The organism is Microbispora sp. CA-102843, from assembly GCF_050936215.1.
GTDB lineage: Bacteria > Actinomycetota > Actinomycetes > Streptosporangiales > Streptosporangiaceae > Microbispora.
Genome location: NZ_JBNJNF010000001.1, coordinates 2,552,826 through 2,578,148 on the forward strand (window position 1 = coordinate 2,552,826; position 25,323 = coordinate 2,578,148).

Consider the following 25,323-nt stretch of genomic DNA (forward strand, 5'->3'; position numbering starts at 1 on the left):
ACGCCATACCTTACGGCTGTTTGGCGAACACTGGGTGAGAAGTTGACCATCAGGCGTAATGGGCTGACCGCATTCTGGTTGAATCCCGACTGTAGCCTTGCCCGTTCTCCGAGCCGTCCGACGTCCTGGAGGACCTGACGGATGCTCCCGTCCACGCGTGACGACGACGTCCCGGGCGTACGGCCGCCCGCTCGCCGGCGTGGTTCGCTGGCCGCGCCCGCCCTCGCGGGCGTGGCGGCGGCCGTGGCGAGCGCGCTCGGCACCTCCCTCGACATATGGACGCTGCCGGTGCCCGCCCGCGTGGCGATCACCGCGGTGGCGGCGGCGCTCGTCGGCGCCCTGACCTGGGCCACGCTCGCGCCCCCGTCGGCGGTGTCCGGCCCGCGGGCGGCGAGGGGGACGCCGCCGCCCGCCGAGCTGCCGCCGGTCATCGCGCACTTCACCGGGCGGCGTGAGGTGCTCGCGGAGCTGCACGAGCAGTTCGCCGCGCGGGACCGTCCTGCCGCGGGCGACCAGGACGCCCCGCTGGTCGTTTCGCTCTACGGGCGGGCCGGCGTCGGCAAGTCGGCGCTGGCCGCGCGGTTCGCCCACGAGGTCATCGGCGAGTTCCCCGACGGCCAGCTCTACTTCGATCTGCGGGGCGCGGACGGCGCGGTGCGGCCGGAGGAGGTGCTCGCGGCGTTCCTGCGGGCCCTCGGCGTCCGGCTGACCACCGACCCCGGCGGCCTCACCGAGCTGCAGAAGCTCTGGTGGACGTGGACCAAGGACCTGCGCGTCCTGATATTCCTCGACAACGCGCAGAGCGGTGAGCAGGTCAGGGTCCTGATCCCGCCGGAGCCGGGCTGCGCCGTGATCGTCACCTCGCGGCAGCCGCTGTTCCTGCGCAACCGCTACGACCGGCAGCTCGCCGCCTTCACCGAGGCGCAGGGGGTCGAGCTGCTCGCCCGGCTCGCCGGAGACGAGCGCGTCGCCGCCGACCTCGACTCCGCCCTCGCGATCGTGCGGCTGTGCGATCGGCTGCCGCTCGCCATCAGCATCTGCGGCGGACGCCTGGCGACCAGGGAGCGGTGGTCCCTGCGGGAACTGGCCGACCGGCTCGCCGACGAGCGGCGCAGGCTCGGCCAGCTGGAGATCGGCACGCAGATCGACCGCAGCGTGCGGGCCTCGCTGCAGCTCAGCTACGACGACTGCACCGACATCCAGCGCAGGTTGCTGCGCCTGCTCGGCCTGCTGCCCGCGCCCGACATGCAGGCGTGGGTGGCCGGCGACCTGCTGGGCGCCTCGGAGCTCGACGGCGCCGACCAGCTGGAGGCACTGGTGGACGCGCAGCTCGCCGAGTGCTCGGGCCGCGACGTCACCGGCCGGATGCGCTACCGCCTGCACGACCTGGTCCGGCTGTTCGCCCGCGAGGTCGCCGTACGGGAGGAGCCCGAGGAGCGCCGCCGCGCCGCCATCGAGCGGGTCCTGTACGGCTACCGCCGCCGGGCCGAGAGCGCCGCCACCGAGCGCTGGCCGCAGGACTGGCGGCGCCGCGGCGTGCGCGTCGTCGGTGAAAGCGGCGAGAGCGGCGACAGCGGCGAGGTCTCCTCGGCCGCCTGGTTCACGGCCGAGCGGCTCGCCCTGCTGTCCGCCGTCCACATGGCCAGGTCGCAGGAGCTGTGGGACCTGGCCTGGGCGACCGGCCGCGCCTTCTGCTCGCTGTGCCACTCGCTGCGCGCGTACTGGTCCGACTGGCGGGAGGTCGCCGACCTGGTCTGCGATGCCGCCGAGCGCACCGGCGACCCCAGGGCCGTGGGGATCGCACTGATGGAACGGGCGGCGGTCGTGGGCGGCAGCGGGCGATCCGCTGCGGCGAGGACGGACGCCGAGCGGGCGCTGGAGCTCTTCACCGGCCTGGGGGAGTCATGGTGGGCGGCGCGGGCCATGCGTACGGTCGGGATGACCCTGTTCGGCGAGGGCAACCTCGACCGCGGGCAGGGGTATCTCACCGGCGCGGTCAGCGCGTTCAAGGCCGAGGACGACCGCTGGTGGCAGGCGCGCACCCAGCGCAACCTGGCCGAGCTGCGCATGGCCCAGGGCAGGCTCGCCGAGGCGAGGCGGCTCCTTGAGGACTCTCTCGCGGTCTTCGAGAGCGGGGGCAACCGCTATTCGGAGGCGCAGACCCAGCGGGTGCTCGGAGAGGTGCTGGCCGCCGAGGCGCGCGAGCTGCTCCGCGCCGGGGGCGACTCGGGGGCGGAGCGCAGGTTCGTCCTGGCGGGCAACGCCCTTCGCTTCGCCATCCGGGCGTTCGACGAGCGCGGGGAGGAGTGGGAGGAGGCCCGCTGCCTGCGCGCCGCCGGCGAGATCGGCGACCCGCACAACGGCCTGCGCGAGTACGCCGGGGTGCGCCTGGCGAAGGAGACGCTCGAGAAGCTCGGGGACTCCTGGGGTGTCGCCAGGACCCGGTCGTCGGAGGGCGCGGCGCTGGCCAGGCTGGGGCGCGCGGACGAGGCGGTCGCCGCGCTGCGTGAGACCGTGCGGGAGTTCGCGGAGCTGGGCGACCGCTGGTGGCAGGCCCGCGGGCTGCGCACCCTCGGCGAGGTGCTGCTGGATGCGGGCCGCAGGGACGAGGCGCACGAGCCCGTCGCCGAGGCCCTGGAGATCTACCAGAGCCTCGGCAACGAGGCCGGTGTCTCACGCGCCCAGGCCCTGCTCGACCGCGTCACCGGGCCCTGACCCGGTGATCGCGGGCGACGTGCGGCGCCTGGTCCGGCGAGGAAGGGACGCTGAGGCAGGTAGCGGGATCGATGTGACAGCGGGTGCAGATCTTCACTCTGCACTCATTCTTCCGTCATAGAGGGACGGATAGGCTCGGCTTGATGAATGCATACGAGCGTTGGATCGTTCTGGAAGGCGCGGCGAACGTACGGGACCTCGGCGGCCTGCCCACCGCGGACGGCGGGACCACGGTGCCCGGCCGGATCCTGCGGGCCGACAACCTGCAGGGCCTGACCGAGGGTGACGTGGCACTGCTCGTGGGCGACCTCAAGCTGCGGCACGTGGTCGACCTGCGGTCGGAGACCGAGGTACGCCTGGAGGGGCCCGGCCCGCTGACCCTCCTGCCGGAGGTCGGCATCCACCACCTCAGCCTGTTCGCTGAGGGCGGGCGCCTCACCGACGTCGAGGCCGACACCATCGACGACAGGGCCCTGCCGTGGCAGGGCGAGCGGGACGAGGAGGACCTCGCCGAACTCCGCGTGACCGGCTACTACTACGGATACCTGCGCGACCGGCCCGACTCGGTGGTGGCCGCCCTGCGGGTGCTCGCACGTGACGACGGCACGGCCGTGGTCCACTGCGCGGCGGGCAAGGACCGCACCGGAGTGGTCTGCGCCCTGGCACTCGCCGTCGCGGGCGCCACCCGGGAGGCGATCATCGAGGACTACGTCGCCACCGGCGAGCGGCTGGAGGGCATCCTCGCCCGGCTGCGCGCCAGCCGCACCTACCGCGAGGATCTCGACTCGAAGCCGGCCGACAGCCACCTGCCGCGGCCCGAGTACATGGGCCAGTTCCTGTCGACGCTGGACGACCGGTTCGGCGGCCCCCTCGGCTGGCTGCGCACCCACGGGTGGACCGACGCCGACACCGAGGCCCTGCGCGGCAGGCTGCGCGACTGACGGCCGCCGCTCCGCGGAGGCGGAAGCGGGGGTCAGGTGAGGGTTTCGCCGCCGTCGACGGTGACGACCTGGCCGGTGACGTAGTTGTTGGCCATGAGGAAGACAGCCGTGGCGGCGGCCTCCTCGGCGGTGCCGAAACGGCCGAGGGGGGCGGTCGATCCGGCGGCGGCGATCGCGTCGTCGGAGTCCAGCCCCGGCAGCGAGCGCAGGAGCGGGGTGTCGATCCGGCCGTAGCGGACGGTGTTCACGCGCACCCGTGCGGGGGCGAGTTCCACGGCGAGGGCTTTGGTGAGGGTCTCCACGGCGCCGGCGAGTGACAGTGGGACGGTCATTCCGGGAGCGGGGCGGACCACGAGGATGCCCGAGCTGAACGTGAGCGAGCCTCCCGCGGGAAGCCGGGTCGCCGCCGCGCGGGCGGTGGCGAAGGCCGTCTGGAGGGGGCCCGAGCCGAGGGTCGCGCGGATGTCGTCGGCCGACAGCCCGGTCAGCGGGCCGGCGCCGCTGATGCCGCCGGCGGTGACGTACACGTGGTCGACGTGACCCGCCCTGTCGAAGGCCTCGGCGAGGGTCTGCTCGTCTCCGCCGTCCCCGGAAACGCCCAGCACGGCGTCGGCGGGGTCCTCGGCCGGGCTCGCGCCGCGCACCCGGGAGACGGCGGCCTTCAGCCGGTCGGGGTCGCGGCCGACCAGCACGACGCGGGCGCCGACCGAACGCAGCAGGACGCCCGCGGCCAGCCCGATGCCGGAGCTTCCGCCGATGAGGACGGCGGTCGTGCCGGACAGGGCGCTCGTCAGCGGCGACCGGACGGGGATGGGTGTCGCAGTGCTCGGTGTCTCGGTGCTCGGTGTCTCGGTGCTCATGGGAGAGCCTTTCGGTGAAATAAACCATCTGGTTGTTTTAGTACGACCTCGATACTGCCGCCTGGACGGAGAGGAGTCAACCGGATGGTTTAATTCGTGCATGGTCTACGACGCGGAGGACACCAGACGGCGGATCTTCGACGCCGCCGCCGCCGAGTTCGCCGAGCACGGCCTGGCGGGGGCCAGGGTCGACCGGATCGCGACGGCCGCCAGGGCCAACAAGCAGGCCATCTACCTCTATTACGGCAGCAAGGAGAAGCTGTTCGCCGCCGTCCTGCGGGCGAAGCTGGAGGAGGTCCGCGTCTCCGTCTCCCTCGATCCCGACGCGGTGGCCGAGTCGGTCGGGCAGATGTTCGACTGGTACCGGGAGCACCCGGAGCTGATCAGGCTGCTGCTGTGGGAGGCGCTGGAGGCGGGCGACGAACCCGGCGAGGGCGAGCGGGAGCGGCGTGACGCTTTCCGCGAGAAGGTCCACCATCTCGTGGACGGAGGCGTGGCCTGCCACCTTCCCGAGGACGCACGGGTCCGCGCCGCCCAGGACCTGTTGTTCACCGTCATGGGACTGATCTCGTGGAACTTCGCGGTGCCCGGGATGTGCCGCCTCGTTCTGGATGAGGAGACCGACCAGGCCGCCTTGGCCCGCCGCCGCGAGACGGTGGTCGAAGCCGCTCGCAGACTCGCCACGGCGAACCCGGCGGCTACTCCTCCCGCTCGGGGAGGGTGACCACCTGGCCGCGGGCGGCCGAGAGGGCGGCGGCCTCCAGGACGGCGATGGTCTCGGCCGCGTCGTCCGGCTCGACCGGGGGCGGCGCACCGTCCCGCAGGCAGGCCACGACGCCCTCGTAGAACCGCTGGTACGCCCCGGGCTCCGTGGGCACCGGGCGGGCGTCGCCCTCGGCCCCGAGCGTGCCCCAGCGCTCCGCGGGCTCGGTGCCCCAGCCGGAACCCTCTCCGAGGCCCTCTCCGGAGGCGTAGTCTCCGGCGTCCGGGCGCTCGCCCGCCCGCAGGCGCTCCTCCTGGGGGTCCAGCCCCCACTTGACGTACGACGCGCGGGAGCCGAGCACCCGGAACCTCGGGCCGAGGTTCGCGGCCACCGCGCTCATCCACAGGTGCGAGCGGGTCCCGTTCCGGTGGGTCAGCGCGACGAACGCGTCGTCGTCGTTGCGCACCCCGGCCCGCCTGACGTCGGTCTCCGCGTACACGTGGGAGATCGGGCCGAACAGGCGCAGGGCCTGGTCCGCCAGGTGGCTGCCGAGGTCCCAGAGGGTGCCGCCGATCTCCTCCGGGCCGCCCGACTCGCGCCAGCCGCCCTTGGGCACCGGCCGCCACCGCTCGAACCGCGACTCGAACCGGTGGACCTCGCCCAGCTCGGGCAGCAGCCGGCGCAGCGTCAGGAAGTCGCCGTCCCAGCGCCTGTTCTGGAATACCGTCAGCATGAGCCCGCGGTCGCGCGCGAGCCGTACGAGGTCGCGGGCCTCCGCGGCGGCGCCGGCCAGCGGCTTGTCGACGACCACGGGAAGCCCGGCCTTGAGCGCCTCGGTCGCCAGGGGCACGTGGGTGCGGTTCGGCGTCGCGATCACCACGAGATCGCAGCGATCCCACAGGTCGTCAGCGGCGGGGACGACATCCGCGCCGGGGTGCTCGGCGCGGACGCGCTCGGCCCTGGCGGGGTCGCGGGCGACGACGGCGGCGAGGCGCATCCCCGGCGTGGCGGCGATCAGCGGCGCGTGGAAGAAGGATCCGGCCGGACCGAAACCAGCCAATCCGACGCGGATTCCGGGGAGATCTGAGGGCGGCATGAGGGGCGGGGCATCCTTCGATTGGGTCGGGGGCGGCGGTTCCGCGGCGGCTCAGGTGTCGCGGTCGTCCCGTTCGGCGAGGAACGCCTCGAACTGGGCGGCGAGCTCGTCACCCGTGGGCATCTGCGCGTCCTCGGCCAGCAGGCTCTCCCGTTCGGCGCCCGACTGGAACGCGTCGTACTGCTGCTCCAGGCCGCGGATGGCGCCGGCGAGCTCATCGGACGCCGCGATCTGCTCCTCGATCTCGGTGTTGGTCTTGTCGGCCGCGTCCCTGAGCGCGTCCATGGGGAAGACCAGCCCGGTGCCTCGGGTGACGGCCTCCAGCGCCGTCACCGCGGCCTGCGGGTATTCCGCCTGGGCGAGGTAGTGGGGCACGTGGATCGCGTAGCCGAGCGCGTCGTGGCCCTTCGCCCCGAGCCGGAACTCGATGAGCGCGGCGAGGCTTCCGGGCACGCGGACCTTGCCGAAGGGGCTGGTCTGCCCGTGGACGAGGTCGGGGCGCGTGGCGTGGGCCGTCATGCCCAGCGGCCTGGTGTGCGGGACGCCCATCGGGATGCCGTGGACGGTCACCAGCCTGCCGATGTTGAGCCGCGTCACCAGCATGCCGACGGCCTCGGTGAACAGCTCCCACTCCCGGTCCGGCTCCGGGCCGCTCATGATGAGGAACGGCGTGCCCGTGACGTCCTTGGTCAGGTAGACGGCCAGCTCCGGAGTGTCGTAGTCGCTCCAGTGATCGGCGTCGAAGGTCATCGCCGGGCGGCGGGACCGGTAGTCGAGCAGCCGGTCCACGTCGAAGGTCGCGATGACCCGGTGCTCCAGTTCGGCGAGGAGGTGCCCCAGGGCCAGCCGCCCGGCGGCACCGGCGTCGACGAACCCCTCGAAGTGGTAGAGCAGCACCGGATCGGTCAGCTCGGGCAGGTCCCCGTCGAGCCGATAGAGATCCGTGGGGTCGGACACGTGTCCCAGCCTTTCTCACGAAGTCTTTACCTACTGAACCTATGGGACCCCCGGTCGATTCCGTGCTTGTTCGGTGCTCGATTCCGGGGCGGTCGCGGCGACCCTACCGTTGGACAATGGGGAGCATGGAGCCGGACCCTGAGCTGGAGGAGTTCGCCACCAGGCTGTTCGACCTCGCGAGGTCGGGGCGGACCGAGGCGCTGTGCGCGTACGTCGACGCGGGCGTGCCCGTCGACCTGCGCAACCAGAAGGGCGACACCCTGCTCATGCTGGCGGCCTACCACGGGCACGCCGCCACGGTGCGCGCACTGGGCGAACGGGGCGCGGACCCCGACCTCGCCAACGACCGCGGGCAGACCCCGCTCGCCGGCGCGGTGTTCAAGAAGGAGCCCGAGGTCGTGCGGGCGTTGCTGGAGCTGGGAGCCGATCGCTACGCCGGGACGCCGTCGGCCGTCGACACCGCCCGCATGTTCGGTGACGCCGAGATCGTCGCGCTCATCGAGGGCTGATCCGGCTGAGCTGATCTTATTGACCGGTGTGTCCGTAATTACGGGGAGTCTGGCGCCGATCATGCGGCAGGACCATGCTTGTCGGATGGCTACTGCGAAAGCGGATTCCCTCAATGGGCGCCCCCTCCGCCTTCCCTCGCTCACCTGCCCCTTCCCGAGTGCGGTGAACCCGCACGTCGACGAGGTGAATCGGGACACGCTGGCCTGGCTGGCCGCCTCCGGCATGATCGCCGACGACGACCAGCTCGAGCGTTTCCGGCTCGCCCGCTACGGATGGCTCGGCGCCCGGACCTACCCGTACGCCTCCCGGGAGCTGTGCCAGCTCGTCACGGACTGGTGCGTGTGGCTGTTCGCGTTCGACGACGCCTACTGCGAGTCGGACCGGCGGGCCGCCGAGATCGCCCGGGCCCTGCCCCAGCTCTACAGCGTGGTCGAGGACAACGAGGGGGACGAACCGGTCGAGAACGTCTTCGCCCGCGCGCTCCTCGACGTCAAGACGCGGATCAGGGAACACGGCACCGCCGACCAGCTCGACCGGTGGCGCACGATGACCAAGGACTATCTGTTCGCCCAGGTCTGGGAGGCCGCCAACCGGGAGGACGACGTCGTCCCCACGATCGACGACTACATCTTCATGCGCCGCAGGACCGGCGCGATGCTGACCGTCTTCGCGCTGATCGACGTGGCTGCCGAGGTCCGTCTCACCATGGACGAGTGGCGCCATCCGGTGGTGCACGAGATGACCGAGCACGCCAACGACGTGGTCGTCTGGGACAACGACCTCATCTCGTACGCCAAGGAGCGGGGTGAGGCGAACATCCGCAACAACCTCGTCAGCGTGCTGGTCGGGCACACCGGCTGCACGGTCCAGGAGGCGATGGACCGGATCGGCGCGATGCGCGACGAGGCGGTCGCCGCGATGGCGGCGCTCACCCCCGCCACCGAGGCGCTCGGCTCGTCCGCCGTCGACGCGTACGTGAACGGCCTGAAGTACTGGATCAGCGGCAGCGTGGACTACTCGCTGACCAGCTCCCGGTACTTCGGCGCCTGGCAGTGACCACCGGCCGTCGGCGGCCCGGTCAGTCCAGGTGGAAGTCGTCGAGATCGTCCAGCGCGTACTCGACGAGGTCGCTCAGGCTGAACCGGGCCCCGACGGCGTACGCCTCGTCGTAGGCGGCGTCGCCGATCAGCTTCTTGCACTCCTTGACGCACTGCTCGTACTCGGTCGTGAAGAACGGCGACCCGAACTGGGGCAGCCCGAAGGTCCGCCAGTTGGCCTGGGCCGCCCCGAGGAGGGTCGCCGTCCGTTCCGGCTCACCGGCTTCGAGGTTCAGCGTCGCGAGGTTGTCCACGCACAGGACGATGCCGAGCACGTCGTGGAAGTGCCGCTTGATGCGCAGCGCCTCCTTGCACGCCACCAGCGCCTCGTCGCGCCTGCCGATCGCCCGGTGGACGAGGGAGGAGACGTACCAGGCGTAGGAGCGCAGCCACAGCTCGCCGCGCTCCTGGCAGACCTGCAGGCAGTCGACCAGCAGCGTCTCCGCCTCCTCGAACTCGCTCTGCGCGAGCAGCACCATGGACAGCTCGACGATCGCCGGCAGCAGGCCCGGGTTCAGCTCCCGGCCGCCGCGGTGGAACTCGATCGCGACGCCGAGCAGCGCGGTCGCCTTCTTCGCGTCGCCCTGCAGCATGGCCGCGGTGCCCTGCATCTTGGTCGCGAGCAGCACCGCACCCGAGTCGCCCACACGCACCGCGTCGGTGCTGCACTGCTCGGCCGCGTCGAGCGCGCCGGCCATGTCGCCCTGGGCACTGCGGATGTAGGCCAGCACCCACAGGGCCTTACAGCGTTCCTTGCTGGGCGAGGGGCTGGCCTTGAGCGCGCGCTCCAGGTAGATCACGCCCTCACGGGCGAAGCCGCAGGCGACCCACAGGAACCACAGGGCCGACAGCAGCTCCAGGCCCACGCGCTCCTCGCCCGGGGTGGACAGGCAGTAGACGAGCGCGACGCGGATGTTGTCGTGCTCCTGACGCATCCGGGTGTACCAGTGGACCTGGCGCGGTCCCGACCACGAGTGTTCGCTGCGCTCGGCGAGCTGAAGGTAGTAGTCGCGGTGGCTGCGACGCAGCTCCTGCGTCTCGCCGAGCTTGTCCAGCCACTCGCCGCCGTACTGCCGCAGCGTGTCGATCAGCCGGTATCGCTGGCCGGCCGGGGTGGGGAAGCTCAACAGGACCGACTTGTCGACCAGGCCGCCGATCACGTCGAGGATCCGGTCGGAGGGCAGGGCGTCGCCGGCGCAGACGTGCCGGGCCGCCTCCAGCTCGAAGTCGCCGGCGAACACCGACAGCCGTGCCCACAGCAGCCGCTCGGCCGGTTCGCACAGCTCGTGGCTCCACCCGATCGCCGCGCGCAGCGTCTGGTGCCGCGGCAGCGCCGTACGGCTGGCCCCGGCGAGCAGGCTGAACCGGTCGGCGAGCAGCGCGAGGATCTGCTCGACCGACAGCGTGCGCAGGCGTACGGCGGCCAGTTCGATGGCCAGCGGGATCCCGTCGAGGCGGCGGCACAGCTCGGCGACGGCCGTGATGTTGTCCTCGTCCACCACGAAGTCGGGCACGACGGAGGAGGCCCGCGCGCCGAACAGCTCGACGGCCTCGTTGGTGAACGGGTTCTCGGCGGGGTTGTCGCCGGGCACCGACAGCGGCGGCACGGCGGCCGTGTACTCGCCCGGCGCGTTCAGCGACCGCCGGCTCGTCGCCAGGATGCGCAGGTTCGGCGCCGTGTTGAGCAGTTCCTGTGTGAGCCGGGCGCACGCGTCGACCAGGTGCTCGCAGGTGTCCAGGATGAGCAGGAGCTCCCGTTCGGCCAGCCATTCGGCGAGGGTGTCCGATCCTTCGCGCGGCGACTGGTCGGCGATGCCGAGCGCGGCCGTGATCGTGTGGTAGACCATCGCGGGGTCCTGCAGCCGGGCCAGGTCGACGTACCAGACGCCGTCCCTGAACTGCCGTCGCACCTGGTGCGCGAGACGCAGCGCGGTGCGCGACTTGCCGACCCCGCCGATGCCCGTCACGGTGATCAGCCGGTACTCCTGCAGCCTCTGTCTCAGCGACGCGAGCAACCGCGTCCGCCCGACGAAGCTGGTCAGCTCCACGGGCAGGTTGCCTTCTTGCCGCCATCCTGCTGGCGTTGCCATGCCGCCTCACGGGGGGGGGGGGGGGTTCGTCCGGCGTGCTCCCTGCTCCCGCATCGTACCTTTGCGTGTGGTTGGCTGTCCGGTGGTACGGGCGTGACGTTTGCCCGGCCGGGAGGCGGGGTGATCTCCCCTCGGGGGAAGGAGTCCCAGCGGCCGTCGCGCTGAGGGTCCCAGGCTCCGGCTCTCGCGGCTTCGCGGCTCCGGGCGGAGCCAGTAACATTGGCCGCGTGAGTGCGCAGCATCCGGATGACATGCGTCCGGTGGACCTCTTCGAGGAGGGGCTGCCGGTGCTGCCTGACCAGACGAGCGACGACACCGACCTCGGGTGGGGCGATTGGCGCTCCGACTCCGACGTCTCTCACCTGCTGGAGGAACGCCCGCCTCACTGGGACTAGGGTCGCACCGCCAGCTCGAACCAGACGGCCTTCCCCCTGCTCGTCGGGCGCACGCCCCAGGAGCTGGACAGGGATTCGACGATCAGCAGCCCCCGGCCGCCCTCGTCGTCCGGTGACCTGTCGCGGGCCCGCACCGGAACGCGGGCCTCGTCCTCGACCTCGCACCGCAGGACACCGTCCCGCAGCAGGAGCGTGAGGACCGGTTCCCCCCTCCCGTGCCGCAGGACGTTGGCGACCAGCTCGCTGACGAGCAGTTCGGCCACCTCGGGCACCTCGCCGTACGCGATGCCCGCCCAGTCCCGCAGCGCGGCGCGGACGAGCCGGCGCGCCCGGCTCGTGGAGGACGCCTCGGCGGGGAGGGTCCAGGACGCCCGGCGCGCGTCCGGCATGCCGTCGTCCGTCGCGTCGTCCACGGCCGGGAGCCGCTCCCACGGGAAGGCGCCGTCCGGCCGACGAGGCATGGAGATCAGCGTGGCCATGCCCGTGGACTCACGCGGCCTGTGCATAGCAGGCCCGGTGCGGGAGGAGGCTCCGGCCGTCGGGCAGCAGTTCGCCGGTGTCCTCGAACACCACGACACCGTTGCAGAGCAGCCCCCATCCCTGCTCGGGGTGGAAGGCCACGAGACGGGCGGCGTCGTGATCGGGGGCGTACGCGGGCGGACACGGCGGGGTGTGCGGGCACATGGGTTTCACCTCGATCCTTCAGCAGACGGCGGACAGTTCACGAAGAGCCGGTCGCGGCCAAGCGGGCCGAACAGCTCCGGGTGGGCCTGTGCCGGCGGCCCGCTGCGGGACCGCTCCGGACCCGCCCGGCATCGGCGCGGCCGGGCCCCGGCCGGTGGCCTCGCCGGCCCACGCCTCGTGGCGGTCGGTCAGCATCGCCGCCTCCTTCCGGGCCTCGGGTGATCCCACCCGCCGCACGGTCGCTCGCTGATACCTCCCACGATGGTCTCTGGAGGCCCCGCCGTCTGCGCTGGCAGCCCCCATCCGACGGGCGTGCCCACGGCACCTCGGGATGCCCGCTAGCTGCAATGACGCGGACGCGCTCCGATGTCACTCTGGAGATGTGCCCCTCCGGTGTCTCATAGTGGACGACAGCGATCACTTCAAGGAGGCCGCCCGCCTGTTGCTGGAGGCGGACGGCGTCGCTGTCGTCGGCGTCGCGTCCACGATCGCCGAAGCGCTCGGCCGGTTCGGCGAGCTCCGGCCGGACGTCGTGCTGGTCGACATCGACCTGGGCGAGGAGAACGGATTCGACCTGGCCCGGCGTCTGCACGACGCGGGCGACGGGGAACCGCCGCCGGTCATCCTGATCTCGACGTACGACGAGCAGGACTTCGCCGAGCTGATCGCGACCAGCACGGCCGTCGCCTTCCTGTCGAAGCCGCGCCTGTCGGGACGGGCCATCGACGAGATCCTGCGGGGCGTGGACGCCTGAACCGGCCGGGCCGACGACACCGGTACGGCCTCAGCGGGCGTCGAGGAACGCGAGCACCGCGAGCACGCGGCGGTGGTCGTCCTCCGCCTCCGGCAGACGCAGCCTCGACATGATGCTGCGCACGTGCTTTTCGACCGTGCCCTCGGTGATCCAGAGTTTGTGCGCGATCCCCGCGTTCGAGCGGCCCTCCGCCATGAGGGAGAGCACCTCGCGCTCACGCTGGGTCAGCAGCTCCAGCGGATCCTGCCGGCGGCGGGCGTTGAACAGCTCGGCCACGAGGCTGGGATCGACGACCGAGCCGCCGTGGACGATGCGTCCGAGCGTCTCGACGAAGTCGGACACCGCGGTCACCCGGCTCTTGAGCAGGTAGCCGATCCGGTGCCCGGTGGCGAGCAACTCCATCGCCTGGTCGACCTCGACGTGCGCCGACAGCAGCAGGATGCCCACCTCGGGGAACTCCGCGCGGATGACCTTGGCCGCCTCGACGCCCTCCGTCTCATGCCTCGGAGGCATCCGGATGTCGACGACGGCAAGGTCCGGACGGCGTTCCCGTACGAGGGCGAGCAGCTCGGCCGCGTTCCCCGCCTGGCCGGCGACCTCGAATCCCGAGCGCTCCAGCAGGCTGGCCAGCCCCTCGCGCAACAGGACGTCGTCGTCCGCCAGCACCACCCGCGTCGGAGTCTCGTCCACCGCTCTGCCGCCTTCTCCGGGCGCCGATCACCCGTTCCTGTCGGGCATGGCGGGCAACGGCGTTGACCTGGGCTTTCGCCCGTACCTCTACCCGCCCTGTGAGGGTAGTGTGGCCTTGTGCGCGCGCGGTTGCTGTCGTTGCTGCTACGCGCGAGCCGCCCGCCCCTCCTGTGGGGCATCCTGACGGGCGCCGCATGCGTGGCAGCCGAGACCTTCATAGCCTTTGCGCTGGCGCAGGTGGCGCCCAGCAACGCCCTGGACGTAGTTTACCTGGTCGGCGTTCTCGTGGTCGCCTACCTCTGGGGTATGTGGCTCGGCGTGATCGTCGCCCTGGCCAGCGCAGGGATCTACGACTTCTTCCAGGTCCCGCCCCTCCACCAGGTCAGCCTCTTCAGCAGCTGGACATGGGTGCCGCTGCTGATCTTCCTGACCGTCGGGTTGCTGGTGAGCGCCGCCGCCTCGCTGATGCGGTCCCTGGTCATCGAGGCGGAGGAACGCCGCAGCGAAGCGGATCTCGACGCCAGGACGGCCCGTCTCCTCCTGCGCGCCGAACATCTGCGCGCGGCGCTGCCGGTCGTGGCCCGGCGCCTGGCGCAGGGACTCGGCCTGCCGTTCCTGGCCATCGAACTCGGGCCGGTCGGCGACGACCCACGTCACACCGCGCTGCCGCTGACCGACGACGGCGCCGGGATCGGCACGCTCGTCGTGCCCGCAGACCTGCCGGCGGGCACGATGCGCCGCGTGCGGGAGCGCGTGGTGCCCTCGCTGGAGGCGGTTTTGGTGGCCGCGCGCGACCGCGAGGCCATCAGCACCGCCCTGGCGGCGAGCCGGGACGAGCTCGCCAGGATCGCCGAGGAGCAGGCCGCCCTGCGGCGGGTCGCCACCCTGGTCGCTCGCGGGGTCTCGCCGACGGAGATCTTCGGCGCGGTCGCCCGTGAGATGGGCCTGATCGTGAACGCGGACCACACCGCGATCGAGCGCTACGAGCCCGACCGGACGGTCGTCCTGGCGGGCTCGTGGAGCGGGTCGGTCCGCGGGGCCCCGCCGCCGGTCGGCTCGCGCCGCCCGCTCAGGGAGAGCAGCCTGTCCGCCCTCGTCCTGCGGACGGGACGACCGGGCAGGATGACGATGGAGGAGGGCACGGCCGGCGAGCTGGACGGGTGGGCCGGGGACGAGGAGATCGTCTCCGCGGTCGGCAGTCCCATCGTCGTCGAGGCGCGCCTGTGGGGCGTGACGATCGCCTTCTTCCGGGGCCGGGAGCCGCAGCCGGACGATGTCGAGGAACGCATGCGGGACTTCACCGAACTCGTCGCCACCGCGATCTCCAACGCCGAGGCCCGCGACGAGCTCGCCGCCTCCCGCGCCCGCGTGGTCGCCGCCTCGGACGAGACCCGGCACCGGATCGAACGCGACCTGCACGACGGGGCCCAGCAGCGCCTCGTCTCCCTGGGGCTGCAGTTGCGCATGGCGGAGACCGCCGTGCCGGCCGAGCTGCCGAAGCTCAGGGAACAGCTGTCCCACACGGCCGAGGGCCTGACGCTGGTGCTGGAGGACCTGCGCGAGCTGTCCCGCGGCATCCACCCGGCGATCCTGTCCAAGGGCGGGCTCGGGCCCGCGCTGAAGATGCTCGCGCGCCGCTCTGCGGTCCCCGTCGACCTGAACGTACGGGTTGACGGGCGCCTGCCGGAGCGGGTCGAGGTGGCGGTCTACTACATCGTCTCCGAGTGCCTGACGAACGTGGCCAAGCACGCGCAGGCCTCGCTGGTGTGCGTCGAGGTCGAGGCGGCGGGCGACGCGGCGAGGGTCGGGATCCGCGACGACGGGAAAGGAGGCGCGGACCCCGGCAGGGGTTCCGGGCTGATCGGACTCATCGACCGCGTCCAGGCGCTCGGCGGCACGATCGAAGTCACCAGCCCGGTCGGCCATGGCACCACACTGACGGCCGTGATCCCGGTCGGCGACGGCTGACGGAGCGGTCACGCCCCCCGGCCTTACAAGGGGTCGGCGAGCGGCAGGCGGACGACGAATCGGGCGCCGCCCTCCGCCGCGTCCTCCACGCCGATGGTCCCGCCGTGCGCCCGCACGATCTCCCGCGCGATGGCCAGGCCCAGGCCCGAGCCGCGGTTGCGGGACTCCTCCAGCTGGGTGAACGGCTCGAACACCTTCTCGCGATCGGCTTCGGCGATGCCGCCGCCGTCGTCGGAGACGGCGATCTCCGCGTGGGCGCCCTCCTGCCGCATCTCTACCAGCACACTGCTCCTGGCATGCCGCTGCGCGTTGTCCAAAAGGTTGCCCAGCAGGCGGTGGATCTCGTGCTCGACGGCGTGGACCGCCACGCCGGGGATGAGCCGGAGCAGCACCGGCGACCGGTGCGGCCGGCTGGAGATCTCCGTCCGGACCAGCTCCGCCAGATCGGCCGCTCTTCTCCCGGGGGGCGGCTTCGTCCCCGCCTTCAGGAGCAACAGCAGGCCGGAGACGACCGCCTGCAGACGGTCCACGTCCCTCAGCGAGCAGTCGACGAGCTCGGAGACGTCTGTCTCGGCGGGGTGCAGCCGGGCCTCCTCCAACTGCGCCCGCAGCCCGGTGAGCGGGGTGAGCAGCTCATGGGAGGCGCCGGACAGGAACAGGCGCTGCCGCTCGGCCTTCCGGTCCAAGCGCCTTCCGGCGTCGGCGAGCCGCTCCAGCGTTCTCTCGGCGTGCGGCGGCAGGGTGGTCTCGTCCTCGCCGATGGGGGCGGGGAGGCGGGGACTCGGATCGCCGGTGGGGGCGGAATCGTGGTGGCACATGACGCTCATCGCGCCGCTGCCGTCGGTGTGGCGGCCCTCACAGGCCCACCTGGACCGGGAGGCGGCGTGCGGCGGCGCCGGCGGGGTGGCGCGATGAGCGCACCCGGCGAAGGCGCCCGGCACGGCCCGGGAGCGGTCGGTTCCGGGAGTGTCTTCGGCACCTGGTCACCTCCGGCTGCTGTCGCTTGCTGTTGCGGCGGTCTCGCACGTCCGGCGGGCCGGACGGCTGTGACCGATGGGAGATCGGTCAGCCGGGCGTGAGGGGCGCCGACCCGGATGTCCTGATCGGTTCCGATACCACCTTGTCTCTACTGGCGCCCACCCGTCTGCGCTGGCAGCCTCCATTCCGGTCTCACCGCCAGCCGTCCCCCGGCATTCCGGCTAGCTGGAATGCCGGGGGACGGAGTGTGTCCCGTCAGGACACGACGTCCCGGCGCCGGAAGCGGCGGAAGGCCAGGGCGACGAGGACCACCGAGTAGGTCACGGAGACCGCCACGCCCTTCACCATGCCGCTGTAGTCGGGCTCCGGCGCGAGCGCGTCGAGCCACGCGGCGTTCCAGAACGTGGGCAGGAACTCGCGCAGCGAGCCCAGCGCCTCGACCGCCTGCAGGATGCTACTGACGATCACCAGGCCGACCGCGCCGCCGACCGCGCCGAGCGGGGAGTCGGTGCCGACCGACAGCAGGAAGGCGACCGCGGCGACCACCAGCTGGCTGACCAGGGCGTATCCGATGACGACGGCGAACTTGGGCAGCACGTCGGCGGCGGGGATCACCTCGCCGGTCCCCGGCACGGTGATGTCGTTCCACCCGAAGGCCAGCGTGCCGGCGAGCAGGGCCATCAGCGGGAGCACGGTCACCGCGGCGGCCGAGTACGCCAGCGCCACCACCAGCTTCTGGCGCAGCAGCCGGTCGCGGGGAACCGGCGCGGCCAGCAGGTAGCGCAGCGACGACCAGCTCGCCTCGCTCGCCACCGTGTCGCCGCAGAACAGCGCCACGGCGACGACCAGCAGGAAGTTGGCCGACACCGACAGGGCGAACGCCGCGAAGTTGAGCCCGCCCGCCGTGGCCAGGTCGGACAGCCGCAGGCTGCCCTGGCCGCCCCGCCCGGCCGGCCCGAACTGGAACGCGACCACGAGCACCCACGGCAGGGCGAGCAGCACGCCGAACATCGCCATGGTCCGGCGTCGCCGCAACTGCCGCACGAACTCCACCCGCAGCGGCAGCGTGCGCCCCGGAGCGTAGCCGGGCGCCCGGCCCCCCGCGTCGTCCCCACGCCTGTCCGGTCCGTCCTGGGAGACCGCAGCGGCCCGCCCGCCGCCGGGGGCTTGTCCGGTCAGGTCCGGGGCCGGTCGCTTCGCCGGGCTCATCGGCTCTCTCCGATCAGGTCGAGGAACACGTCCTCCAGGCGGGGGCCGGCGCCGTTGGCGGCGGGCGCGCCGAGCAGGTCGCCGACCGGCCCGGCCGACACCAGCCGCCCGCGGTGCATGACGACCACGTGGGTGCAGGTCTGCTCGACCTCGGCGAGCATGTGGCTGGAGACGATGACGGTGCGTCCCCGCTCGGCGTACGCCTTGAGTACCCGGCGCATCTCGGCGATCTGCGGCGGGTCGAGGCCGTTGGTCGGCTCGTCCAGCACGAGCAGGTCGGGGAGGCCGAGCATGGCCTGCGCGATGGCCAGGCGCTGGCGCATGCCCTGGGAGTAGGTGCGCACCGCGCGCTCCAGGGCGGCGCCGAGCCCCGCGATCTCCAGCGCCTCCTCCATGTGGGCGTCCTGCGGCGGCCGTCCCGTGGCCTGCCAGTACAGCTCCAGGTTGGCCCGGCCGGACAGGTGCGGCAGGAAGCCCGGCCCCTCGACGAACGACCCCAGCCGCGACAACACCGGAGCCCCCGGCCGCACGCGGGTGCCGAAGATCCGGATCTCGCCCTCGTCCGGGTGGATGAGACCCATGAGCATGCGCATCGTGGTGGTCTTGCCCGCGCCGTTCGGCCCGAGCAGGCCGAGCACCTGGCCCTTCTCGACCCGGAACGACAGGCCGTCGACCGCCTTCTCGCCGTTGCGGTAGCGCTTGCCCAGCCCGCTGATCACCAAGGGCACCTCGGCCGACTCGGCGTCCACCGCCGGGCCGTCGCCCCCCTCCGCGCCGCGCCTGGCCCTGCCGGTCAGCAGGAGCACGGCCGCGACCGCGATCGCGGCGAGCGGCATGGCCCACGTCCACCACGCCGGGCCGGTGGCGGGCGTCAGCAGCGCCGCGTCCCCGGGCAGTTCCAGCGTGGGGGAGTCCAGCGCGACCCGATAGACGGCGGGGGCGGCGGGCGTCGAGTAGCCCAGGTCGGTGGTCGACACGACCACCCGCATCCTGTGCCCGGCGTCGAAGCGCCTGTCGATGGCCGGAAGCGTCACCGTGACCGGCGTGCCCGCCTCGCTCGCGGTGACCCGCAGCGGCGAGACGAGGCTCGACGGGAGCACCGGAAGCGACCCTCCGGAGACGTCGTAGAGCTTGGCGAACAGCGTGGCCTCACCCGTGCCGTACACCCTGATCTTGACGGTCGGGCTGCCGGTGACCTGTGCGGGCCTGGCCAGCGGGGCGGACTCGAAGGCAGCCGCCTGGCCGGGCATGTCCAGCGCGATCGACGCGCCGCCGCCGCTTCCGCCGAGCAGCCCGCCGAGGCCGGGGACCGCCGAGATCGACGACGGCGACCCGCCCGCCGGGTTGGCGATCGGCTGCTGTGGGCCCTGGAGTGCGACGGTGGTCCGCTGCCCGCCCGGCAGGCCCGGATAGCGGTCCGCGGTGGCGTGCAGGAGCACCGGGCGGCGCGTGCCAGGGTCCCGGCCGCCGTCCCTGGTCACGGTGAACGCGGCCGAGTCGCCGTCGCCGGCGGAGGAGCCGGTTCCCTTGAGATAGCGGTCGAACCAGCCGGTCGTGCGGTCGGACAGCCAGTCCGCCTCGCCGTCGCCGCCGTCGTGGCCGCCGTTGAACCAGGCGACCTCGACCGGAGCGCCTGTGGCGGCGATGTCCCGGGCGTTGGCGTCGGCGTGCGAGAGCGGGAACAGCGAGTCGCGCTGGCCCTGGATCAGCAGCGTCGGAACCTTGATCCGGCCGGGCACCGAGATCGGGCTCGACCGCCGCAGGAGATCGACCGCCTCCTGGGTGGCCCGGCCGGTCTCGGCCACCTTCTGGTACATCTCGCAGATCTGCGGCAGGAACCGCCCGCACTGGACCTGCTCGTTCCCGGGCGTCCGCCCGGACCCCTGCCCGGACGCCTGCCCAGAACCCTGGGCGGATGCCTGGCCGGTCTCCCGGCCCCCGGACGTGTCCCCGCCGCGCGGTGCGGCCGCGCCGGTGAGGCCGGCCAGGCCGCCCGCGCCGAGGCCGCCGTCAGGGGCCAGCCGGTCGGCGGCGGCGCTGAAGAAGATGCCGGCCCACATCTTCTTGAAGACGCCGTTGAGCGGACCCTTGCCCGAGGCGTCGGGGAAGAGCGCGTCGGCGAGGTCGTACCAGGTGATCTGGGGGACGATCGCGTCGACCCGGCTGTCGTAGGCCGCGGCCATCAGCGCGATCGCCCCGCCGTACGACCCGCCGGCGATCCCGACGCGTGGGTCGCCCGGGGCGTCGAGACGCACTTCGGGCCGTTTGGCCAGCCAGTCGATCAGCCCCCGCACGTCCTTGACCTCGTAGTCGGGGGAGTTGAGCGCGATCTGCCCGGTCGAGCGGCCGAACCCGCGGGCCGACCAGGTCAGCACGGCGTAGCCCTGCCCCGCGAGCCGCCCCGCCTGCTCGCGCATGCTCTCCTTGCTGCCGCCGAAGCCGTGGGCGAGCAGCACGGCCGGAGCCCTGCCCCCGGAGGCCGGGGGGTAGAAGGTGGCGTCGAGATCGACGCGCTGGTCGTCCGCCGGTCCGTCCACGACGGGGATGACCAGGTCACGTCCCTTCACCACGGGGCCGGAGGGCCACAGGGCCCACGTCACGCCGGCGGCCATCAGGATGACCAGCGTGACCACGATCGCGAGGGCACGCCGCCCACCCGGAAACGCCATGTCGCGATGCTACTTGTCTCTGCTGAGAGACCGCTGAGGAGCCGCCGCGCCTGTGGATAACCGCCGCGATGGCGGGTCAGACCCGATCCACGCACGAATCGTGATGATGCATCGGGGTAAACCCTGATTGCGCCCCACCATGGGGAACGGCATCATTTCGCGCGTGAATGGAACGCCGCTCAAGCAGATCCCCGCTCGCGCGATCGAGTGGGCTCTTCCGTACTGGACGCGGGGGGAGGCTGGCAGGGAGACGCCGCAGGACCTTTTCCGGGTGCTCTACCTGGGCTGGCTCGCGGCGTTCGTCCTCAAGGTGCTCGGGTCGAGCTGGGACGTGTCGTGGCACTTCAAGTGGCTGCGCGACGACCTGGCCCCGCCGCACCTGCTCAACACGGTCGGCACGGTGCTCGCCGTGGCGCTGACCATCGTGCACTGGTACACCGGCTACGGCGTGGACCGGACGTCCTCCCGCCTGATCGTGTGGGGCACCGGGGTCTTCCTCATCGCGATCCCGCTCGACCTGATCAACCACCGGGTCAACGGGCTCGACATCACCGCGTGGAGCCCCTCCCACGCGCTGCTGTACATCGGCACCGCGCTGATGCTCGCCGGCGCGATCCGCGGCTGGTATGTCGGCTCGGGCCGGTACGCCGAGATCTCCCGCAACCGGCGGGCGCTGGTGCTGGGCGGCCTGTTCGCGTTCTTCCTGGAGAACGCGCACTTCCCCGAGCTGCAGCAGGAATACGGCGTGCTGGAGCTGGCCTCCTGGGACCGGGGGCAGCCGTACGCCGAGCCGACGCTGCTCGAATTCGCGGCCAACCAGATGGGCCGGGCCGTTGACCGTGCCATGGTGCTCAAGTTCTCGCTGCCGATCCCCGACGTCGTCTACGCCGTGTACGCGGGGGTGGTGGGCGTCGCGATCCTGGTCTTCGCCCGCGTCATGGTCGGCCGCCGTTACACGGCCACCGCGATCGCCGGGGCGTACGTGGCCTACCGGTGCCTGATCTGGCCGCTGCTCGTCGGTGGCGGGTTCCCGCCGTCGGCCATCCCGTTCTTCCTCCTGCTCGCGGGGCTCGCGGTCGACCTGGCCTTCCTGGTGCCGATCACTTACCTGCGGCCGCTCGCCGGTGCGGTGCTCGCCACCGCCGCGGTGTACGGAGGACTGCTGGCGCAGGACCGGGTGCTCGAAGCCCCGCCGTACGCGCCGGAGGCCTGGCCGGTGGCGCTCGCCGCGCTGGCCGTCGTGTGGTACGCGGTGGAGTGGTTCACCGGTCGCCAGGGGCTGACGGCCGCAGCCGCGGAGGCCAGGATCGCCCGGGAGTCGCGGCCCGCGGAGGGGGAGATCACTGCCGAGCCCGGCCCGTCGAGCGAGGCGGCGTCCGAGGCGGTGCCCGCGCCCGCCGCCGTGTCCGAGCCGACGGCCTGAGGGCCGCCGCCCACGCTCACCCGCCTTTCCCGAGCCGCTCCCTTGCCGGGGGCGGCTCTCGGCGTCTCAGGGGCGATTCGGGGGCGATTCGGGGGCGATTCGGGGGCGATTCGGGGGCAGGGCCGTGGGTCAGGCGACCGGGGTCTTGGTCAGTGCGACCGCGACGCCGTACGCGAGGCCCATCACGGTGAGCTCCAGGGCCGCCCAGGCGGCGAACGCGGTCGGGGCCTGACGGGTGACGGCCGGCAGCAGCCGCCAGCGGATGTTGCCCCCCAGCAGTGCGATCACCGCGGTGAACACCGCCTTGGCGACCACGAGCCGGCCGTAGCCCGTGGTGACCAGCGACGCGGGGAAGCTCTCGCTGGGCGCGAGCAGAAGCTCCACCAGGCCGTTGAAGAGCCCGGACAGCCCCACGACGATCAGCGCGTACGTCGCCAGCCGGGAGAACCGGGGCAGCGTGCGGGCGAGCAGGTCGCGATGGCGCGGCAGCAGGACGGCGAGCGCGACCAGGCCGCCCACCCAGGCGCAGGCCCCGATGACGTGCAGCTCCATCGAGACCATGCTGAGGTCGTGCCAGTACCAGTTCGAGGCGTGGCCGGTCACCGGGAGCGGCAGCAGCCCGAACCCGGCGACGAGCACCCGCAACTCGGCCGGAACCTTCTCGCCGAACCGCACGGCGAGCATCCCCACGGCGGCGCTGGCCAGGGCGCACGACGCGCTCACGATCATGCCCTGCCCCGCGCCGATGCCGTCGACGTACGCCGCCACGTCGGGGAACGCGCCCGGGGTGACCTCGGCGGCGCTGAGGACGGCCGACACCAGCGCCGCCGCGCACCAGACCAGTGAGAACAGCACGGCCCAGTGCCGGGCCCTGGCGGCGACCGGCTCGGTCCGGTCCGGGTCGTCGAAGCCGAGGAGCTTGGGGAGCAGGCTGAGACCGATGGTCGCGGTGGCGGCCAGGTCGAGCACGAGCCGGACGACCGGCAGCCCGTACTCCACGATCGTGCCCGGCATGGGCAGCCCCGGCACCGCTCCGGGCAGCGTGAGCCAGGTGGCGATCACGACCGCGAGCAGGGCGCCGGCGGTCAGCCCCGCCGCCGGGACCCGGGCGCGGGCGTGCTCGGGTGCGGGGCCGGACCGGCCCGTCGAGACGTCGGGTTCCGAGGTCGTGGTCATGCGGCGCCGCCCGCCGCCGGGACCCGGGCGCGGGCGTGCTCGGGTGCGGGGCCGGACCGGCCCGTCGAGACGTCGGGTTCCGAGGTCGTGGTCATGCGGCGCCGCCCGCCGCCGGGGGAGCCGGGATCGTCCCGTCGCGCAGGCGCCGGTCGTGCCGCACGAGCACGCGGGTGCACAGCGCCAGCAGAGCGGCGGTGACGGCCAGCAGCCCCCATACCCAGCTTCCGCCGCCCTGACCGGTCGTCCCCGCACCGGTCGCCGCCGTGCCGGTCGTCCCCACGCCGGGGTTCGCCGTGCCGGGCGCGGGGGTGGCCGGCGGCGCGGAGACCGCCCCGGGGGCCGCGCCCGCGCCGGCCACGCTGAACTTCACGGCGCCGGTGACCGGGTGGCCGTCGTTCGACACGATGCGGTAGCCGATCGCGTACGCCCCGGCGGGGGTGCCGGTCCGTACGCCGATCGAGACCTTCCTGCCGTCCACCTTGATCTCGCCCTGCTCGTAGTGGGCGCCGTCCGGTCCGGTGATCGCCATCCGCGCGAAGTCGCGGCGTACGGCCTGGTCGAAGGTGAGCGTCACGGAGGCGGGCATGGCCTCGAGGACCGCGCCGTCCTTGGGATCGCTGGCGACGAGCACGTCGTGGGCCCGCGCGGGCGTCGCGATCAGCATCACCGAGAGCAGGGCCAGCAGCGGCACGGCAAGGACTCGCAGACGGCCACGCGGTGAATCGGCCCGCGGACGGTTGCGCGGCGGGACGGCGCGCGCGGCCGCCGGGGGTGGCGCGGTCCGTCCGGTCGTTCGCCGACCGCCGCGCGTGGCCGGGGCGTCGTTGCACATCCGGGCGACCTGGTCCACCTGCCTTGCCTTCCTTTCGCCGGGCGCAGACCCAGCCATGGTCCCACTGATCGCGGCCTCCGCATGCCGCGTGGCGGGCCGGTGACGGCTGCGGACCGTGCCGTGATGATCGGTTCCGGTGATGTGCCGGGCGGCGTACGCATTCTCCTGATTGAGTGGACGACGGGCCGAATCCGGCGTTCGGCACCGTGCGTCCGTCGTGACGACCGCGCGAAGGAGAGCTCATGACCCCCCAGCCGACCGTAGGCGGATCCGAGCGGAGTGAGGCGCCGGTGCGGCGCTCGCCGTGGCTGACGATCATCGTCATCTACCTCGCCGGCGTCGTGGCGGCGATGAGCTACGGCAAGTTCTCCGCCGTCGGGCCGTCGATGGCCGACCAGCTCGGGCTGTCGCTGTCGCAACTGGGCTGGACGATCTCGGCGGTGGTCGGGGTGGGCGCCGTCGCCGGGCTGCCCGCCGGATATCTGGTCCGCCGGTTCGGCGCGACCAGGTCGCTGGTCGCCGCCCTGGCGCTGATGGTGGCGGCGAGCGCGCTGAGCGCGGCCGCGGGGAGCTTCGCCTGGTTGCTGGCCGCCCGCGTCGCCGAAGGCGCCGGCTATCTCGTGGTCACCATCGCCTGTCCTGCCCTGGTCCTCCATCTCGCCGAGGAACGGGACCGGGGGGTCGCCCTGTCCGTCTGGGCGACGTTCGTCCCGGTGGGCATCGGCGTGAGCACCCTCGTGGGCGGCGCGGCCGGCGAGGCCCTCGGCTGGCGCGGCTGGGTGCTGTTGATCGCGGGGCTGACGCTGCTGATGACGGTGGCCGTCCGGGTGCGGCTGCCGCGGACGTCCGCCTCCGGCGCGGCCGCCGGGCCCGTGCCCGGTGCACGGGCGCTGGCGTGGCCCGCGCTGCTCACCGCGAGTTTCTGCCTGATGGTGCTGGTGACGATGCCGGTGGTCGTGCTGCTGCCCACGCTCCTGATCGACGAGCACGCGAGCTCCGCCGGCGCCGCCGGGGCGCTGACCTCGGCGATCTCGTTCGTCGGCGTCCTCGGCGGGCTGTCCGTGGGCGTCCTGCTCCGGCGGGGTGTGCCGCTCGCCGTGCTCGCGGTGTCCGGGCTGCTGGTCGTGCCGGCCGCCTGGCTCGTCTACGGCGCCGACGGCCCGCTGGCCGCCGCGGCGACCGGCGCGGGGATCGTCTCCCTGGAGAACGGGTTGCTGGGCGCCTTCGTCTTCGCCGCCCTTCCCTTCGTGCTTGAGCGCCTCGACCACGCCGACGTGGGCACCGGGATGGTGGCCCAGATGGGCAGCATGGGCGCGTTCCTCGGGCCCCCGCTGTTCGGCCTCGTCGCCGGCGCCTCCGGGTTCGGGGCCGTCGTGCCGGTCATCGTCGTCGGCATACTGGCCTCGGTCGGCGGGATGCTGCTGGTGACCAGGAACGTCGCCCGCCGTTCCCGGGGCCAGAGTGCGGACGGATGAAAGGTCTCCGGACGGCGCGATGCCCGGCGGTCTCTCGACTTGTGATCGGCTGAGACCGCCGGGCATCGGCTCCGGGCCGTACCGGTGTCACCGGTCCGGCA

The 25,323-nt window shown here is 72.9% G+C and carries 23 protein-coding genes; 11 read left to right on the forward strand and 12 right to left on the reverse strand.

Annotated elements, in window-relative coordinates; all coding sequences use genetic code 11:
- The first annotated feature begins 141 nt into the window (after positions 1–141).
- Together ACQEVJ_RS12075 and ACQEVJ_RS12080 are read left to right on the forward strand one after the other, a co-directional pair.
- Entirely contained in the window at positions 142–2,715 is a 2,574-nt protein-coding gene (locus ACQEVJ_RS12075; RefSeq protein ID WP_433100205.1) for an ATP-binding protein, read from the forward strand.
- Positions 2,716–2,858: 143 nt separating this feature from the next.
- Complete coding sequence (locus ACQEVJ_RS12080) at positions 2,859–3,656, forward strand: tyrosine-protein phosphatase (protein ID WP_433100207.1); 798 nt, start codon at positions 2,859–2,861, stop codon at positions 3,654–3,656.
- Positions 3,657–3,688: 32 nt separating this feature from the next.
- On the opposite strand, the gene ACQEVJ_RS12085 is transcribed toward ACQEVJ_RS12080, so the two are convergent.
- Complete coding sequence (locus tag ACQEVJ_RS12085; RefSeq protein ID WP_433100209.1) at positions 3,689–4,516, reverse strand: SDR family oxidoreductase; 828 nt, start codon at positions 4,514–4,516, stop codon at positions 3,689–3,691.
- A gap of 100 nt (positions 4,517–4,616) precedes the next feature.
- Here ACQEVJ_RS12085 and ACQEVJ_RS12090 point away from each other — a divergent pair, with 100 nt between their 5' ends.
- The gene (locus tag ACQEVJ_RS12090) at positions 4,617–5,240 is read left to right on the forward strand and encodes a TetR family transcriptional regulator (protein WP_433100211.1); all 624 of its coding nucleotides are present in this window, start codon (positions 4,617–4,619) and stop codon (positions 5,238–5,240) included.
- Here the strand turns inward: ACQEVJ_RS12090 and ACQEVJ_RS12095 are convergent.
- Positions 5,215–6,315 carry a Gfo/Idh/MocA family oxidoreductase gene (locus ACQEVJ_RS12095; RefSeq protein WP_433100213.1) on the reverse strand — a complete coding sequence of 367 codons (1,101 nt, stop codon included), beginning with the start codon at positions 6,313–6,315 and terminating at the stop codon, positions 5,215–5,217. The two genes, ACQEVJ_RS12090 and ACQEVJ_RS12095, sit on opposite strands and share 26 nt — an antisense overlap.
- A gap of 51 nt (positions 6,316–6,366) precedes the next feature.
- On the reverse strand, positions 6,367–7,272 hold the full coding sequence (locus tag ACQEVJ_RS12100; protein ID WP_433100215.1) for a proteasome assembly chaperone family protein: 906 nt from the start codon (positions 7,270–7,272) through the stop codon (positions 6,367–6,369).
- Positions 7,273–7,388: 116 nt separating this feature from the next.
- Here ACQEVJ_RS12100 and ACQEVJ_RS12105 point away from each other — a divergent pair, with 116 nt between their 5' ends.
- Together ACQEVJ_RS12105 and ACQEVJ_RS12110 are read left to right on the forward strand one after the other, a co-directional pair.
- Positions 7,389–7,781 (forward strand): ankyrin repeat domain-containing protein, encoded by a 393-nt coding sequence (locus ACQEVJ_RS12105; protein WP_433100217.1) that lies wholly within the window; start codon positions 7,389–7,391, stop codon positions 7,779–7,781.
- 163 nt (positions 7,782–7,944) lie between these two features.
- Positions 7,945–8,838 (forward strand): 4-epi-cubebol synthase, encoded by an 894-nt coding sequence (locus ACQEVJ_RS12110; protein ID WP_433100219.1) that lies wholly within the window; start codon positions 7,945–7,947, stop codon positions 8,836–8,838.
- A gap of 22 nt (positions 8,839–8,860) precedes the next feature.
- Here the strand turns inward: ACQEVJ_RS12110 and ACQEVJ_RS12115 are convergent, their stop codons facing one another.
- The gene (locus ACQEVJ_RS12115; RefSeq protein ID WP_433100221.1) at positions 8,861–10,969 is read right to left on the reverse strand and encodes an ATP-binding protein; all 2,109 of its coding nucleotides are present in this window, start codon (positions 10,967–10,969) and stop codon (positions 8,861–8,863) included.
- A gap of 227 nt (positions 10,970–11,196) precedes the next feature.
- On the opposite strand from ACQEVJ_RS12115, the gene ACQEVJ_RS12120 reads away from it, so the two are divergent.
- Positions 11,197–11,364, forward strand: coding sequence for a hypothetical protein (locus ACQEVJ_RS12120; RefSeq protein WP_433100223.1), 168 nt, complete (start codon positions 11,197–11,199; stop codon positions 11,362–11,364).
- On the opposite strand, the gene ACQEVJ_RS12125 is transcribed toward ACQEVJ_RS12120, so the two are convergent.
- Both ACQEVJ_RS12125 and ACQEVJ_RS12130 read right to left on the reverse strand, forming a co-directional pair.
- On the reverse strand, positions 11,361–11,825 hold the full coding sequence (locus ACQEVJ_RS12125) for an ATP-binding protein (protein WP_433100225.1): 465 nt from the start codon (positions 11,823–11,825) through the stop codon (positions 11,361–11,363). The genes ACQEVJ_RS12120 and ACQEVJ_RS12125 overlap by 4 nt on opposite strands.
- Positions 11,826–11,853: 28 nt before the next feature.
- Entirely contained in the window at positions 11,854–12,048 is a 195-nt protein-coding gene (locus ACQEVJ_RS12130; RefSeq protein WP_079313607.1) for a DUF5999 family protein, read from the reverse strand.
- 88 nt (positions 12,049–12,136) lie between these two features.
- On the opposite strand from ACQEVJ_RS12130, the gene ACQEVJ_RS12135 reads away from it, so the two are divergent.
- Entirely contained in the window at positions 12,137–12,298 is a 162-nt protein-coding gene (locus ACQEVJ_RS12135) for a hypothetical protein (protein ID WP_433100227.1), read from the forward strand.
- A 153-nt stretch (positions 12,299–12,451) separates the two neighbouring features.
- Positions 12,452–12,802, forward strand: a complete 351-nt coding sequence (locus ACQEVJ_RS12140) for a response regulator (RefSeq protein ID WP_433100229.1) — start codon at positions 12,452–12,454, stop codon at positions 12,800–12,802.
- Between the two features lie 30 nt (positions 12,803–12,832).
- On the opposite strand, the gene ACQEVJ_RS12145 is transcribed toward ACQEVJ_RS12140, so the two are convergent.
- Positions 12,833–13,492 carry a response regulator transcription factor gene (locus ACQEVJ_RS12145; protein WP_433100231.1) on the reverse strand — a complete coding sequence of 220 codons (660 nt, stop codon included), beginning with the start codon at positions 13,490–13,492 and terminating at the stop codon, positions 12,833–12,835.
- Between the two features lie 117 nt (positions 13,493–13,609).
- On the opposite strand from ACQEVJ_RS12145, the gene ACQEVJ_RS12150 reads away from it, so the two are divergent.
- A complete protein-coding gene (locus ACQEVJ_RS12150) occupies positions 13,610–15,460 on the forward strand; it encodes a sensor histidine kinase (protein WP_433100233.1) in 1,851 nt (616 codons plus the stop codon).
- A gap of 23 nt (positions 15,461–15,483) precedes the next feature.
- On the opposite strand, the gene ACQEVJ_RS12155 is transcribed toward ACQEVJ_RS12150, so the two are convergent.
- From ACQEVJ_RS12155 to ACQEVJ_RS12165, 3 genes are all read right to left on the reverse strand, one after another.
- Entirely contained in the window at positions 15,484–16,278 is a 795-nt protein-coding gene (locus ACQEVJ_RS12155) for a sensor histidine kinase (RefSeq protein ID WP_433100235.1), read from the reverse strand.
- Between the two features lie 415 nt (positions 16,279–16,693).
- Entirely contained in the window at positions 16,694–17,647 is a 954-nt protein-coding gene (locus ACQEVJ_RS12160) for an ABC transporter permease (RefSeq protein WP_433100237.1), read from the reverse strand.
- A complete protein-coding gene (locus ACQEVJ_RS12165) occupies positions 17,644–20,316 on the reverse strand; it encodes a CocE/NonD family hydrolase (protein ID WP_433100239.1) in 2,673 nt (890 codons plus the stop codon). The genes ACQEVJ_RS12160 and ACQEVJ_RS12165 overlap by 4 nt, the downstream gene beginning before the upstream one ends.
- A 163-nt stretch (positions 20,317–20,479) precedes the next feature.
- On the opposite strand from ACQEVJ_RS12165, the gene ACQEVJ_RS12170 reads away from it, so the two are divergent.
- Positions 20,480–21,739 (forward strand): hypothetical protein, encoded by a 1,260-nt coding sequence (locus tag ACQEVJ_RS12170; protein WP_433100241.1) that lies wholly within the window; start codon positions 20,480–20,482, stop codon positions 21,737–21,739.
- A gap of 129 nt (positions 21,740–21,868) precedes the next feature.
- On the opposite strand, the gene ACQEVJ_RS12175 is transcribed toward ACQEVJ_RS12170, so the two are convergent.
- On the reverse strand, positions 21,869–22,915 hold the full coding sequence (locus ACQEVJ_RS12175) for a copper resistance D family protein (protein ID WP_433100243.1): 1,047 nt from the start codon (positions 22,913–22,915) through the stop codon (positions 21,869–21,871).
- A gap of 91 nt (positions 22,916–23,006) precedes the next feature.
- Positions 23,007–23,606: a copper resistance CopC family protein gene (locus ACQEVJ_RS12180; protein ID WP_433100245.1), complete on the reverse strand. Its 600-nt coding sequence runs from the start codon at positions 23,604–23,606 to the stop codon at positions 23,007–23,009.
- Positions 23,607–23,989: 383 nt separating this feature from the next.
- On the opposite strand from ACQEVJ_RS12180, the gene ACQEVJ_RS12185 reads away from it, so the two are divergent.
- Positions 23,990–25,222: an MFS transporter gene (locus tag ACQEVJ_RS12185; RefSeq protein ID WP_433100247.1), complete on the forward strand. Its 1,233-nt coding sequence runs from the start codon at positions 23,990–23,992 to the stop codon at positions 25,220–25,222.
- Positions 25,223–25,323 lie beyond the last annotated feature (101 nt).